Origin of the sequence: Hymenobacter lapidarius, assembly GCF_001816145.1 — a bacterium.
Lineage (GTDB): Bacteria > Bacteroidota > Bacteroidia > Cytophagales > Hymenobacteraceae > Hymenobacter > Hymenobacter lapidarius.
Genome location: NZ_MDZB01000097.1, coordinates 12,161 through 25,547, shown reverse-complemented (window position 1 = coordinate 25,547; position 13,387 = coordinate 12,161). Strand labels below are relative to the sequence as shown.

Sequence of the window (13,387 nt, the reverse complement as noted above, 5' to 3'; positions counted from 1 at the left end):
GGAAAAAGGTTACTGGTTGAGGTAAATGGACTTGAGCTGGTAGGTGCCGGCCGTCACGACCCGGTCGTTTTCGTTGACTTGGCCCTGCGTCAGCACAGTTTGCTGGCCGTTCACGGCGCCAAGCTGCACGTAGCGGATTTTGAAGCGCTCGGGCTCGGTGTGCACAAACACCACAGGCTTGCCGTTGAGGTCGGTGATAGCCGAGGTGGGCACCACCAGCTGCGGTTTGCCGCCCCCGGTCTGGCCCACCACCTGCACGTTCACGGCCTGGCCGGCCCGGTAGGCGCTGCCTTCGGTGGCATCGAGCTCCAGCACCAGCTGCCGGGCCTGGTTGACGGGGTTCACCACGTTGCTGAACACCACGAGCCGGGCCGGCACGCCGGCCTGGCCCTGCAAGCCTTCTACCCGGAACACGGCGCCGGGCGTGACCTTGGCCAGGTCCTGGGCAAACACCTGGGCCTCCACGCGCAGCTTGCCGGGGTTGATGACCCGAAACAGCTCGTCGCCCTGGCTGACCTGCTGACCCACGGCCAGGTTAAACACGTCCACGGTGCCGCTGATGGGTGAGGTGATGCTCACGCGGCGCTGGCCCGCCTGGCTGTTCTGAATACCGGCGTTCTGGCGGGCCTGACGCAGGCGCAGCTCGGCCGCCACCACGTCCTTGCGGGCGGCGATGTCGGCGATGGTTTGCAGGCGGGCGTAGTCCTGCTGGGCAGCGCGCAGCTCGGCCTGGGCGTTGGCCCGCTCGGTGCTCAGACCAATCTGCTGGGTGGCATCCAGCGTCTGCTCGATAACGGCCAGCGTCTGGCCGGCCCGCACGGATTTGCCAACCTGGGCAGCGAGGCTCACGATGCGCCCGCTTTGCGGCACCACAATGCGGCCTTCGCCGCCCGCCGCAGCCGACACGGTGCCGTAGAGCGTGGCGCGGCTGTACGTCGTGGAAAAGGCCGCCAGATTGGTGCGCACCTCAAACAGGAACTGGCTTTCCTTGGGCAGCAGCACCTCGTCGGTCAGGGCCACGCCGGTGCTGGCTTTGGCTTCGCCGCCGTGGTCTTCGCCCCCGTGCGCCTGCACCAGGCCCGGGGGCGGCAGCAGCACGGTGAGCACCAGGCCGACCGCGGCTGTGACGGCCAGAAATTTATGAGTGGTTTTCATATGGGTTAAGCGTTAAGGAAAGGGGGTGCGGCGGCTGGCCGTCAGCGCTTGCTCCGAGGTTTGCAGTCCGGGTTCCAGGCGCCGGCGGCGCATCAGCAGGGCCGTTAAGCCGATGCCCAAAACGAAGGCGCCGGCAAGGGCCAAAATTGTTTTCCAGGAGGAGAAAAACGAAGTGCTAACCGCCGGTGCCGTCGCGGCCACGGGCAGCTTCTCCCCCACCCTGATGCCTTCGAGCAGCAGCAGGTCGGCCGTATCGCCGGCCACGATGTTGACCGTGAAACTGTAGGCCTTGTTGGCCGGAAACTGGCCTTCGACCAGGTAAATGCCCGGCTCCTTCTCCGTCACCGCCCACTTCAGCTTCGCATCCTCGGGATTGGTAAGCGTGAGCTTGGCGCCTTTGATGGGGGCGTTGGTGGCGTAATCCGAGAGAAACAAACGCAGGTCGGCCGGCTTCCCGCCTTCCAGCGGCTCGTAGCGCAGCAGCACCTCGAACTGTTCCGAGAGGGCGGCCACCGAAAACGACGTGGCGCCGGCCGGGGTGCCCGCTTTGGCGCCATCGCCGTGGTCCTCGCCCCCGTGGGCGTAGGCCGAGCCGCTCAGCAGCAGGCCCAGCAGCAAAATCAGGAGTTGCTTCATGTTATTCACCCCGCAGGTAGTTAAGTTCGATGAGGGCCTGACGGAAGTCGCGGATGGTGGTCAGGTAGGTATTCTGAATGGTAAAGGCCTGGTTCAGGCTCTGAATCAGCACGAGGTAGCTGATTTCGCCGGCCCGGAACAGGCGTTGCGACTGGCTGATGATGGCCCGCGACTGCGGCACGCCGGTCTGCTCGTAGTAGCCCAGCGAGGCCGAGAACTTGCGCGTGTCGGCCAGCGCCTGCTGGTAGAGCGTGCTCAGCTCCAGGCGCTGGCTTTGCAGCTGGTAGCCGGCGGCCTCGCTTCGGGCCGTGGCCGCCTGCAGCTGCGAGCGGTAGGTCCAGAACCAGACGGGCACCGACACGCCGAACTGGAAGCGGTACCGAATGGCCGAGTTCTCAAAGGCCTGGTTCTGGTAGCCCACCGTGAGGGCCGGGGTGCGCCGGGCCCGCACCAGGCTGATGCCCGACTGGCTGAGGGCCACGTTCTGGGTGGCGGCCGCCAGCGTGGGGCTGCGCCCCAGGGCCGTGCTGTCTTCGGCGGGCAGGCCACTAAGCAGCGCCCCACCGGCTTGCACCAGCTCCGGGCCGCTGCGGCGCAGGTCAGTAGCAGTAGTCAATGCGGCCGTGGGCCGGCCCAGCAGCAAGCCCAGGCGGCGCTGGGCGGCGCGCCGGTCCTCGGTGGCTTGCTGCAGCTGCACGGTCACCTGCCGGGCTTCGGCGTCGGTGCTGATGCGCTGCAATGAGGTCACTTCACCGGCCGCGAACAGCCGCTCGGTGGCCAGGCGCAGGACCCGAAACAGGCTGTCCTGGTACGTCAACTGCTGCGCCTGGGCTTCGGCAAACTGCAGCGAGAGGTAAGCCAAACGGGTGTCGCGCAGCACACTGGCCCGGCTCACGTCGCGGTTGCGCTCGGCCAACGTGATACCGGCCTCCGCCACCTGGCGCTGCCGCCGGTAGACATTCGGGAAGTCAATCGTCTGTACCACGCCCGGGGCCCACATCTCGCCCGTGGGGGCCGAGAACAGCAAGTCCGGGTTGGCCGGGGCGAAGGAGCCACGCTTCAGGGCCCGCTGCTCCTCAATTTCCCGGTCCGACTGCCGCAGGCGCGGGTGGCGGCGCAGCGTCAGGGCTTGGGCGCTATCCAGGCTGATGGTGGTTTGCGCCCACGCGGCTTCCCGGCCCAGCACAAGCAGCAACAGGGCCAGAACCAGCAGCCAGCCGGGGCCGGATTTCATTGTCAAAAACTTCATACATTCAGGTTAAAACCAGTCAGGGGGCCGCCCGCCGTTGCAGCAGCCGACGGCCCGGGACGGAGCGAGCCCGGACGCCCGGCGCCCGAAATACAGGCTCCGCCTACGACTTTTTCACGAGGGCCATGCCGCACTTGGGGCATCTGCCGGGCTTGTCGCTGGCCGAGCCTTCGCAGTTCATGGGGCAGGTGTAAGCAGCGGCGGCTTTGCTGGTTTTGGCACCTGCATCCAGCTTTTCAAACCGGGCCGAGAGCGACTTGCCGCGGGCTTTGAGGCTGACAATGGCCGTGCGCACGGTGGTGCCGGCGGGAACCTGCGCCACGAGGTGGTCGCCGGTGGGCGTGAGGGCTGCGGTGCTGGTTTTGCCGGTGGTGGTCAGCAGCATCACCGAGCCGGTGGTGCCCGCAGTGGCCATGGTAGCTTCTTTGCCGTCGAGCAGGTACACGTGTACTTCGCCGGCCTGCTGCACCAGCTCGATGTGGTAGGCGCCGGCCGTACGAACTACGCCCCCGTGGGGCGACTGGTGAGCATGGGTTTCGCCGGCCGCTTTATGACCGTGCGCGGCCTTGCCGGGCTTGTGGCTGTGCTGGGCCTGGGCCGAGAAAGCAGTAGTGGCCACCAGGGCGGCGGCGAGGAGCAATTGAGAAAATTTCATGAGGAAGGAAAAACTGAATTAGGGTAATGCGGGGGGGGTAACAGGCTTGTTGGAGCCTACATCTTGTCAGCGTTCTGGTTGTGCCAGTCCTTGAGTTGCTGGATTTCCTTTTCCTGGGCCGTTATCATCTGCTGGGCCATCTGCTTGAGCTTGGTATCCTTACCGTGGGCCAGCTCGGCCTTGGCCATGTCCACAGCACTCTGGTGATGCACGGTCATGAGCATGTTGAAATTCATGTCGGCGTTGGCTACGGACTTGGGCATGTTCTGCATCATACCGTCCATGGAAGCCTTCATTTTGCTGGTGAAGGGGTCGGCCGGGTCCGTGGGCTTGTAGTTGGTTGGGGCATTGTCGAGGCGGGTAGCCGCGGCTTCCAGCGCGGTGATTTCCTGGAGTTGGTCGGCCTTTATTTGCTCGGCCATCCGGCGCATGGTGGCGTCTTTGCCGTCGCGCAGCTGAATGTCGGCCATGGCCACAGCACCCTGATGGTGCGCCAGCATCATGTGGGCAAAGTCGTGGTCGGTATTGCCTTTGGGCTTGCTGGCGTCCATCTTGGCCATCATCTCGTTCATAGCCACCAGCTGGGGCGAGGCCCCGGCGGCACCGTTGGCCATTTGGGAGTGGTCCATGCCGGTCATCTCGCCGGAAGCCGAGGAATCCATGGCCATGGTGTTCGTATCGGCGCCGGTGGCCGTGGTATCAGCGGCCTTGTCGCTGCTGCAGCTGCCGAGTAGCAGGGCACCCGAGCAGAGGGCGGCGAGGTAAAAAGCGGACTTTTTCATAAGATTCAGGTTGAAATGGAAAGCGAAAATGACTTCTGATTGAATGCGTTAGGCCTTCACGTTGATGGTGAAGTTGCCGGTGTGAATCTGCCCGCCGTGGTTGAACTGCAGGAACACGCGGTACAGGCCGGGGGCTTCGAAGCTGGTGTTGAAACCGATGGCCGGGCCCTTGTCGGCCTGGTCGTTGGGGTGCACGTGCAGGTAGCGCTCGGTGTCTTCGCTGATGACCACGACGTGGCCCAGCGCCCCGAGGTACTTGTCGAGGTCGGTCACGGGCTGGCCGTTCTTTCTAAGCGTGATTCTCATGCCCAGCAGCTGGCCCACTTTCAGCTCCTTGTCAAAGGCGAGGGTGGCCTGGTAGCCGTCCTGCTCCCACTGCATCTGGTCCTGACGGAACTTAACGGGCGTGTACTTCGCCCCTTGCACGTTCACCACCTGGCGGCCCAGCTGGTGCCCGCCGCCCGCCGGCGAGTAGTCTTGAAACAGCACGTAGTCGCCGCCCTTGGGGAAGGTGAAGGGCACCTTGTAATTGGCGTCGGCCGTGAATTCGGGGTGTTCGTGGTAGAACACCGACAGGTCTTTGCGAACAATGATGAGGTGGATTTTCTTCTCGTGGACCACGGCCAGCGGCACCGGGGCCGCTTCGTTGCCTACTTCCTGCGGAATGTAGGTGAGCGTGGCGGGCTGGCCGGCCACCAGCTGCATGGGCGTGGGCTCGAACTTCATCTGGTAGCTCTTGCCATTGCTCACCTGGTCGTTGTGCACCAGGTCCATGCCGCACTTGGGGCACTTCTGGCCGGGCTGCGTGCTGGTCACCTCCGGGTGCATGGGACAGGCGTAGGTGTGGCCCCCGGCGTGCCCGGCGGTGCTGTCGGGTGCGGTGCCGGTGGGGGTGGTAACGGTGGTGGTGTCGCTGCTGGTCGACGAATCCGAAGAGCAGCTGGCAACGGTAAAAACACTGGCAGCGGCCAGCAGGAAAGCACTGTATTTGTTCATAAGAAATAGCGCCGCCCAAACGGCGGCAATGCCTGGCTTTACCAGAAGTACCCACAAAATGAAAGTGAAAGGCGGCCCGAAACGGCAGCGCGACGAGCAAACGAAAAGGCCCGCCCCGGACATAGCATGGCTATGCCGGCGCGAGCCTTAGCGCGTCGGAACAATCAGACAGTCAGCGACTGAATGAAAATACGGATGTCGGGTATTTTGGGCTTTAGCTGCCGGGGCGGAACCAGGGCGACGGCAGCCGTGCGGTCCCACTGGCCAGCCAGGGACCGGAAGTGAAACGCTGTTGCCGACGGCAACACGGCCGGGGCAGAAATAAGCAGGTGTTTCTGAGCGGGGGTCGTCAGCGCCGAGAGCAGCGAAGCCGACTTGTCCTTGCAGCAGTCGTGACTGCTAGTCGGCTTGGCCGGGTGGCCATGCTGCTGCTTCGGCGGATTCTCCGCCACCGCCCCATGCCCGGCGCAGCCGGGATGCGCGGGCTTTTCAGCCCCATCATGGGCCGCCAAAGCCGCTGCGGGTGGGGCCACAACCATCGGATTTACCGTCGCGCACCAGCACTGCCCCACAAACACGTTGACGAAGACGAGCAGGAAGCTCGTCGCCAGCAAACGGCGGAAGGGAAACAGGCTACGGAACATAACGGGCACTAAGCAACTACAAAAATAGGCTTATTTGGTTGAACGCAATCGGGAGTTCTTTTACCCCGTGAAGCTCAAAAGGGTTCCGGCCTCGGTAGCCAAACGGCCAAAGCCAGTGATGAAACAGCACTGGCACGCGTTAAATTGGCTTTTTCGTAAGTCCTGGCAAGCAACTAGCGCGGCTGCGGAGCACAATTGTGCAAGTAATTCGCATAATTTAATAAGCGACACCAGTGTTCAAAGGCTGTACGTTGAGCACTGTTATGCTGACGAAGGAAGCATCCTTTCTCAGCTGGACGACCCGTTCTCCGGTGAGAGGATGCTTCCTTCGTCAGCACGACAGAACGTGTGCGCATAGCCTTTTAGTACCCACAGTCAGCGGGCGCACGTAGAACACAAGGATGGGGCGGAGAACCGGCAGCCCGTCAAATTATGCAATTATGCGGCGGTATTCAGTACCACCTTCCCTGCGGGAAAGCCGTTATTTTGTATAAGTGGTTGTGGGCTTTCTCTGCTGAGAGCTATGCCCGGCAACCACCTCCAACCCGCATTTCTATGGAACCAACTACCAAAACCGAAACCCTCGACATCGAAGGCATGACCTGCGCCTCCTGCGCGTCGGCCATCGAAAAATCGTTGAGCCGAGCCCCCGGCGTGCAGAGCGCCATGGTCAATTTCGCTACCGAGAAAGCCACCGTGCAGTACCTGCCCGGCCAGGCCAGCCCCGCCAGCCTGAAGGAAGCCGTCGTGAATGCCGGCTACGGGGTAATGGAGCGCCCCCCCGATACCAGCGCCGCCGAGCGCAGCGCCGAAATAGACCGCCAGAAAGCCCTGGCTTACCAGAAGCTCCGGCGGCGCTTCTGGGTGGCTGCGGGCCTGGCCATCATCATCATGCCGCTGAGCATGCTCATGCTTTGGCCGGCCCTGATGGCGCGGGTGAATATGCCCCTGTTGAACTACGCCCTGCTGCTGCTCACGCTGCCGGTGCTGGCCTACAGCGGACGGGAGTTCTACGTGTCGGCCTGGAACGGCTTCAAGCACCGGGCCGCCAACATGGACACGCTCATTGCTGTGGGTACCGGCGCGGCCTTTCTGTATAGCCTGGCGGCCACCGTGGTACCGGAGTTCTTCACCAGCCGGGGCCTCATGCCCGAAGTGTACTACGACACCACGGCCACCATCATTGCTCTGATTCTGCTGGGCAAGGTGATGGAAATGCGCGCCAAAACGCAGACTTCGGCCGCCATGCGCAGCCTCATTGGCCTGCAGGCCAAGACCGCCCGCGTGGTGCGCCCCGACGGTGCGGAAGTAGACGTGCCCATCGAGCAGGTGCAGCTCGGCGACATCGTGGTGGTGCGCCCCGGCGAGAAGGTGGCCACCGATGGCCGCATCACCGAAGGGCAATCGGCCGTGGATGAAGCCATGCTCACCGGCGAAAGCCTGCCCGTGGAGAAGAAATCCGGCGACCCGGTGTTCGGGGCCACACTCAACAAAACCGGCTCTTTCCGCTTTGAAGTAACCAAAGTCGGGGCCGATACCATGCTTTCGCAGATTGTGAAGCTGGTGGAAGACGCCCAGGGCAGCCGCGCCCCCATTCAGCGGCTGGCCGATAAGGTCAGCTCCATTTTCGTGCCCACGGTGGTGGTTATTTCCATCCTCACGTTCGTGCTGTGGTTTGACCTGGCCCCGGTGGATACGCGCCTGCCGCTGGCCCTGGTCAGCTTCGTGGCCGTGCTCATCATTGCCTGCCCCTGCGCGCTGGGCCTGGCCACGCCCACGGCCATCATGGTAAGCACCGGCAAGGGCGCGGAGCATGGCGTGCTGATTCGCAACGCCGAAGCCCTGGAAAAAGCCTACCAGGTGAACACCGTGCTGCTGGACAAAACCGGCACCATCACCCGCGGCGAGCCGGCCGTGACCGACTTCCTGGCCCCCGGACAGGATGGCCCGCGCCTGCTGCAGCTGTTGGCCGCGGTGGAGCGCCAGAGCGAGCACCCGCTGGCCGAGGCCGTGGTACGCTATGCTGATGCGCAGGGAAGCAGCAGCCTGGCCGCCACCGGCTTCCGGGCCGTGGAGGGCAAAGGCGCCACCGCCACCGTGGACGGCCAGGCCGTATTCATCGGCAACCGCCGCCTGCTGGCCGAGGAAGGCATTACCCTTTCGCCCGAGCTGACGGCTCAGGCCGAGCAGCTGTTGAGCCAGGCCAAAACCGTGCTCTACGTGGCCGTGGCCGGACAGGCCGTGGCCCTGCTGGGCGTGGCCGACACCGTGCGCGACACCTCTGTTGCCGCCATCAGGGAGCTGCAGGCCCTGGGCATTGAGGTGGTGATGATGACGGGCGACAACCCCCAGACCGCCGCCCAGGTGGCCGGCCAAGTGGGCATCACCCGCTACTTCGCCGAAGTGCTCCCGGCCGAAAAGGCCGGCAAGGTGAAGGAGCTGCAGGCCGAGGGCCGCATCGTGGCCATGGTGGGCGACGGCATCAACGACGCCCCGGCGCTGGCCCAGGCCGACATCGGCCTCGCCATCGGCTCGGGTACCGACGTGGCGATGGAGGCGGCCGGCATCACCCTCATGCGCTCCGACCTGCACGGCGTGGTCACGGCCATTGAGCTGAGCCGCCAGACCATCCGCATCATCAAGCAGAACCTGTTTTTTGCCTTCATCTACAACACGCTGGGCATCCCCGTAGCGGCCGGGCTGCTCTACCCCTTCTTCGGCATTCTGCTCTCGCCCATGCTGGCCGCGGCAGCCATGGCCCTCAGTTCGGTTTCGGTGCTCACCAATTCGCTGCGGCTGAGGGGATTCTCCCCAATTAAAAATTAAAAATGATGAATTAAAAATGCGCGTTTTGCCCGCAGCAGCGCCATTTTATTCGGGAGCCGCATGGCTAATTCTTAATTTATAATTCATCATTTTTAATTCAGTAAAATGGATACAACCGCCATTATCGTCACCATCGTCGGCCTGGGCCTGGCTGCCTTCGTGCTGTGGTACTTCTTCTTCTCGCCCCGCCAGACGACCAGTGCCGTTTCCTCATCCAGCGGCGTGCAGGAGGTGGACATCACGGTGAAAGGCGGCTACTCGCCCGACATTATTGAAGTGGAGCGCGGCAAGCCCGTGCAGCTGAGCTTTTACCGCGACGAGGAAAACAGCTGTTCGGAAGAGTTGCTGATGCCCGATTTCAGCATTCGCCGCGACCTGCCGGCCTTCAAGACAACGCTAGTGGAGCTGCTGCCCGAAAAGGCGGGCACGTTCACGTTCACCTGCGGCATGGGCATGCTGCGCGGCAGCCTGGTGGTCAAATAATGTCGCATCCCCGGAAAGCCGACGTCAGCGTTGCCCACGTACTGCCGCCGCCGGGCGGGCACCGCCTGCTGATTAAGAACATGGTCTGCCCCCAATGCATCCGGGTGGTGGGCGAAGACTTGGCGGCCCAGGGCCTGCACGTGCACCGCGTGGCCCTGGGCGAGGCCGACGTATCGACGCCCGACGGCGCGGCCCCCGACTGGGCCGCCATTCGGAGCCGCCTGCAGGCTGCCGGCTTCGAGCTGCTGGAAGACCCGCGCGACCAGCTCGTGGAACGCATCAAAACGCTGCTGGTGGCCCTGATTCACTACCCCCCGCCCGGCCCGCGCCTGCTCAACTACTCCGATTACCTGGTTGAGCACTTGGAGAAGGACTATCATTATCTGTCCCACCTGTTCTCCGCTTCCGAACGCCTGACGATTGAGAAATTCACCATCCGCCAGAAAGTGGAGCGGGCCAAGGAGCTGATTGGCTACGGCGAGCTGCCCATGGCCGAAGTGGCGCAGCAGCTGGGCTACAGCAGCCCGGCGCACCTCTCGCGGCAGTTCCGGCAGGTGACCGGCCTCACCCCTACCGAGTTTCAGAAGCTGGGCCCGGCCTCCCCCGCCCGCCGCAGCCTGGATTCGTTGGTTTGACCTGCGTTATTATGTTGGTGAATTGCGCTGGATTGCATACGCTGCCTCAGGCTACGGACCATGAATGAACGCCCCGGCGGGATTAACGATATATTCAGAAAAGGCCCATTGATGTGGGGTGGGCTAACCAGATAGAAGCCGGTAACTACGCAGGCGGCGGGCTGTCTGGTAGCAGCCCCAGTCAAGCAGCGGTTTCTGCTTATTCATTTAGTAGCGCTTTCTGTTTCTGCTGCTGCACCCGCTTCCTTTGCCTGGCTGCCGCCCGCTTGCTCAGCATAGCCAAAACTGGCTGCAGCCCATCCATTCACAATCGGCATATTACCTTCTGCCTGCTTCATGGCTCACCAACTGCTTATTTTTGCCCGCCACCCGGCGCTGGGGCAAGTAAAAACACGCCTTGCGCGCACCGAAGGGCCAGAGGCCGCCCTGCACATATATACGGAGCTGCTGCACCACACGCGGACGGCTGCAGATGGCGTTTCCGCGACCAAAACCCTGTGGCTGGCCGGCGACGAGCCCCCCACCGATTCTGCCTTCAGCAAGTGGGCCGGCTACGAGCAGCACCCGCAACCGGCCGGCGACCTGGGCGAGCGGATGCACCACGCCTTCGCCAGGGCCTTTAGCGGCGGAGCCACTGCGGCCGTCATCATCGGCACCGACTGCCCCGAGTTGACCACCGCGCATCTGGATGCTGCTTTTCAGCACCTTGCAACGCACGATGTAGTAGTAGGGCCCGCCCGCGACGGGGGCTATTACCTGCTGGGCATGCGCACGTTAATCCCGGATTTTTTTAGCAATAAAGAGTGGAGCACCGACGCGGTGCTGCCTACTACCCTGGCCGATGCGGCCCGGCTCGGCCTGACAGTAGCCCAGTTGCCCGTGCTCTCCGACGTGGATAACGCCGATGACCTGGCTGCTTGGCGGAGCCGCGCTTCCACCGCAACCTCATAGCCGTAGCTGCTGGCAACGGCGAGCGACGTGGCACCCCATTAACACCCGGCGAAGCGCGGTGTAATGAGGTCTCCAGCGAAGTTTTCGGATTGTTACACGGATGTAGAGACGCAACATTTTGCGTCTCGTCGTTGAACGGAATCGTCAGATGGTGCGAATGCAAGTCGTTCAACGAGGAGATGCAAAATGTTGCGTCTCTACTCGTACAAATAGCCATACAGCACTTATTGACAGCCCGGCTTATACGGTGTGCAGAATGACGTAGAGCGAGGCCATTGAAATGACCAGCCAGAGCACCGTTCCCAACAGATAGGGCCGCGGGCCCACCGACTTTACTACCTGCATCGACAGCCCCGCTCCTATCAGAAACAAGGTCAAGGTGAGGCCTATTTTAGCCAGGCTCACCATCAGCGGCCCCAGCGGCCGGGCGGCGGGCACGAAGGTGTTGATGAGCATGGCCACCACAAAGCCCAGGATAAAGTAGGGGATTTTGATTTTAACCCCCTTCTGCTTGAAAACGAGGGCCGTACCAATGGCGACGGGAATTATCCAGAGGGCCCGGGCCAGCTTCACGGTGGTGGCTACCTGCAGGGCCTGGTCGCCGTAGGCGGCGGCGGCCCCTACCACCGAGCTGGTGTCGTGAATGGCGATAGCGCACCACAGCCCAAACTGGTTCTGGGTCATGGCCAGGGCGTGGCCGATGGGAGGAAAAGCAAAGAGTGCTACGGCGTTGAGCACGAACACCGTGCCCAGCGCCACCGACATCTCCTCGTCTTTGGCCCGCAACACGGGGCCCACAGCCGCAATTGCGCTGCCCCCGCAGATGGCGGTGCCGCACGAAATGAGGTGCACCACGCGACGGCCCAGGCCCAGCCACCGGCCCACCAGGTAGCCCAACACCAGCGTGCCGGCAATGGAGGCTACCGTGAACAGCAGGCCCTCGCGTCCGGCCTGCACGGCGGCGTGCGCGTTCATGCCAAAGCCCAGCCCGATAACGGAGTACTGCAGCAGCTTCGCCGTCACCTTCTTGGTTTGGGCACTGAAGGGGTTGCCGAGCGTCTGGGCCAGCAGCAGGCCCAGGGCGAGGGCCACGGGCGGCGAGGCCCAGGGTGTAAGGCAGAAAATCACAATCAGCCCAAATACCACTTCCCGCAGGGCAAAGGGATACCCGCACAGCACCCGACGCGTGTGAAACAGCTGCCATAACCCCAATGCCTCGGTTGCCGGGGCCGCAGCCGTTACCGCTTCGTCGCGGTCGGCCCCGGCGAGCACTACCTGGCGTGCGGGGCGGGGCTTGGCGGGGGCTACCGGGGGCTGAGGCATGGGGCAGAAAGTGGGAATACTTGCTGCAAAATTACGGGGTAGCCTACCGGCTGGATGGTTTCAAAATGTTATTTGAAATAACCTCAGGTTATGAGCCAGGGTAAAAATGGGTGTGCGCAAAAGCCAGGAAGCGCTGGGCCGGGCGTATCAGCGGCTGCCCCTGCACCCACACGGCCTCGAACTGCCGGGGCAGGTGCAGGCCCTCCACCGGCACTATTTCGAGCAGCCCGGCCGCCAGCTCCCGGGCCAGCGCCCGGCGCGAAACAAAGCCCAGCGCCCCGGGCGCAGCCTCCAGGTACGCCTTGATGGCTTCGGTGTTGTCAAAATAAAACGCCACCTGCAGGCTACTGAGCTTGATTTTGAGTTCGCGCAAGGCAAATTCCAGCACCTCCAGCGTGCCCGAGCCGCGCTCCCGCAGCACCAGCGGATGCGCCAGCGCCTCGGGCAGGCTGAGCGGGGCGGGCGGGATGCCGCGGGGGCGGGCGCGCCGCACGGCCACCAGCTCATCGGGCAGCAGAAGTTCGTAGTGCAGGTCGCGGCTTTTGGTGCGGCCTTCCACAAAGCCCAGGTCCAGTTCGTTGCGCAGCAGGGCATCGGCTATGCGTTCGGAGTTGGCGTTGAGCAGGGTGAGGCGCACGTTGGGGTAGCGGGCCTGGAAGGCCGGCAGCAGGCCGGGCAGCACGTACTGGCTGAGGGTGGTGCTGGCGCCCAGGCGCAGGCGGCCGGCGGCCTCGTCGGGGTCGCGCAGGGCCAGGAGCTGGTCGTCGAGCTGCTGGGCGGAGGCGGCTACCGCTCCGGCGTGGGCCAGCAGCAGGCGGCCGGCCTCGGTGAGGGCAATGCGGTTGCCGCGGCGTTCCAGCAGCCGCTGTCCGTGCTGTTTTTCAAGCTCGTGGAGGTGCTTGGTGACGGCAGGCTGGCTGATGAAAAGCTCCTGCGCCGCCTTGGTCAAGCTCAGGTGCCGGGCCACGGCCGCGAACACCTGCAATCGAAAGTCGGACATGGGCGCAAAGTAAGGAGAGGGGCCGTGCCCGGCCCAAACTGTAACAGCCCCG

The 13,387-nt window shown here is 63.6% G+C and carries 14 protein-coding genes; 4 read left to right on the top strand and 10 right to left on the bottom strand.

Annotation, left to right across the window (positions count from 1 at the left end; genetic code table 11):
* Nucleotides 1-9: 9 nt before the first annotated feature.
* The 7 genes from BEN47_RS08110 to BEN47_RS08080 form a co-directional block, all read right to left on the bottom strand.
* A complete protein-coding gene (locus BEN47_RS08110) occupies nucleotides 10-1,155 on the bottom strand; it encodes an efflux RND transporter periplasmic adaptor subunit (protein ID WP_070727057.1) in 1,146 nt (381 codons plus the stop codon).
* 12 nt (nucleotides 1,156-1,167) lie between these two features.
* The gene (locus tag BEN47_RS08105) at nucleotides 1,168-1,791 is read right to left on the bottom strand and encodes a hypothetical protein (RefSeq protein ID WP_070727055.1); all 624 of its coding nucleotides are present in this window, start codon (nucleotides 1,789-1,791) and stop codon (nucleotides 1,168-1,170) included.
* A 1-nt stretch (nucleotide 1,792) separates the two neighbouring features.
* Entirely contained in the window at nucleotides 1,793-3,025 is a 1,233-nt protein-coding gene (locus BEN47_RS08100) for a TolC family protein (RefSeq protein WP_070727053.1), read from the bottom strand.
* A gap of 118 nt (nucleotides 3,026-3,143) precedes the next feature.
* The gene (locus BEN47_RS08095; RefSeq protein WP_070727051.1) at nucleotides 3,144-3,695 is read right to left on the bottom strand and encodes a heavy metal-binding domain-containing protein; all 552 of its coding nucleotides are present in this window, start codon (nucleotides 3,693-3,695) and stop codon (nucleotides 3,144-3,146) included.
* 56 nt (nucleotides 3,696-3,751) lie between these two features.
* Nucleotides 3,752-4,477 carry a DUF305 domain-containing protein gene (locus BEN47_RS08090; RefSeq protein ID WP_070727048.1) on the bottom strand — a complete coding sequence of 242 codons (726 nt, stop codon included), beginning with the start codon at nucleotides 4,475-4,477 and terminating at the stop codon, nucleotides 3,752-3,754.
* Between the two features lie 48 nt (nucleotides 4,478-4,525).
* Nucleotides 4,526-5,473 carry a DUF8832 domain-containing protein gene (locus BEN47_RS08085; protein ID WP_070727046.1) on the bottom strand — a complete coding sequence of 316 codons (948 nt, stop codon included), beginning with the start codon at nucleotides 5,471-5,473 and terminating at the stop codon, nucleotides 4,526-4,528.
* Nucleotides 5,474-5,637: 164 nt separating this feature from the next.
* Nucleotides 5,638-6,117, bottom strand: coding sequence for a hypothetical protein (locus BEN47_RS08080; RefSeq protein WP_070727044.1), 480 nt, complete (start codon nucleotides 6,115-6,117; stop codon nucleotides 5,638-5,640).
* 555 nt (nucleotides 6,118-6,672) lie between these two features.
* On the opposite strand from BEN47_RS08080, the gene BEN47_RS08075 reads away from it, so the two are divergent.
* From BEN47_RS08075 to BEN47_RS08065, 3 genes are all read left to right on the top strand, one after another.
* Nucleotides 6,673-8,943 carry a heavy metal translocating P-type ATPase gene (locus tag BEN47_RS08075; protein ID WP_070727042.1) on the top strand — a complete coding sequence of 757 codons (2,271 nt, stop codon included), beginning with the start codon at nucleotides 6,673-6,675 and terminating at the stop codon, nucleotides 8,941-8,943.
* Between the two features lie 105 nt (nucleotides 8,944-9,048).
* A complete protein-coding gene (locus tag BEN47_RS08070; protein ID WP_070727040.1) occupies nucleotides 9,049-9,426 on the top strand; it encodes a cupredoxin domain-containing protein in 378 nt (125 codons plus the stop codon).
* Nucleotides 9,426-10,061: a helix-turn-helix domain-containing protein gene (locus BEN47_RS08065; RefSeq protein ID WP_083322250.1), complete on the top strand. Its 636-nt coding sequence runs from the start codon at nucleotides 9,426-9,428 to the stop codon at nucleotides 10,059-10,061. The genes BEN47_RS08070 and BEN47_RS08065 overlap by 1 nt, the downstream gene beginning before the upstream one ends.
* 203 nt (nucleotides 10,062-10,264) lie before the next feature.
* Here the strand turns inward: BEN47_RS08065 and BEN47_RS22460 are convergent, their stop codons facing one another.
* Nucleotides 10,265-10,399 carry a hypothetical protein gene (locus tag BEN47_RS22460; protein ID WP_262490388.1) on the bottom strand — a complete coding sequence of 45 codons (135 nt, stop codon included), beginning with the start codon at nucleotides 10,397-10,399 and terminating at the stop codon, nucleotides 10,265-10,267.
* Here BEN47_RS22460 and BEN47_RS08060 point away from each other — a divergent pair.
* The gene (locus tag BEN47_RS08060; protein WP_070727038.1) at nucleotides 10,398-11,012 is read left to right on the top strand and encodes a TIGR04282 family arsenosugar biosynthesis glycosyltransferase; all 615 of its coding nucleotides are present in this window, start codon (nucleotides 10,398-10,400) and stop codon (nucleotides 11,010-11,012) included. The genes BEN47_RS22460 and BEN47_RS08060 overlap by 2 nt on opposite strands.
* A 240-nt stretch (nucleotides 11,013-11,252) precedes the next feature.
* Here BEN47_RS08060 and BEN47_RS08055 read toward each other — a convergent pair whose 3' ends face one another.
* On the bottom strand, nucleotides 11,253-12,335 hold the full coding sequence (locus tag BEN47_RS08055; RefSeq protein WP_083322249.1) for a YeiH family protein: 1,083 nt from the start codon (nucleotides 12,333-12,335) through the stop codon (nucleotides 11,253-11,255).
* A gap of 88 nt (nucleotides 12,336-12,423) precedes the next feature.
* Nucleotides 12,424-13,335: a LysR substrate-binding domain-containing protein gene (locus BEN47_RS08050; protein ID WP_070727036.1), complete on the bottom strand. Its 912-nt coding sequence runs from the start codon at nucleotides 13,333-13,335 to the stop codon at nucleotides 12,424-12,426.
* Nucleotides 13,336-13,387: the final 52 nt, after the last annotated feature.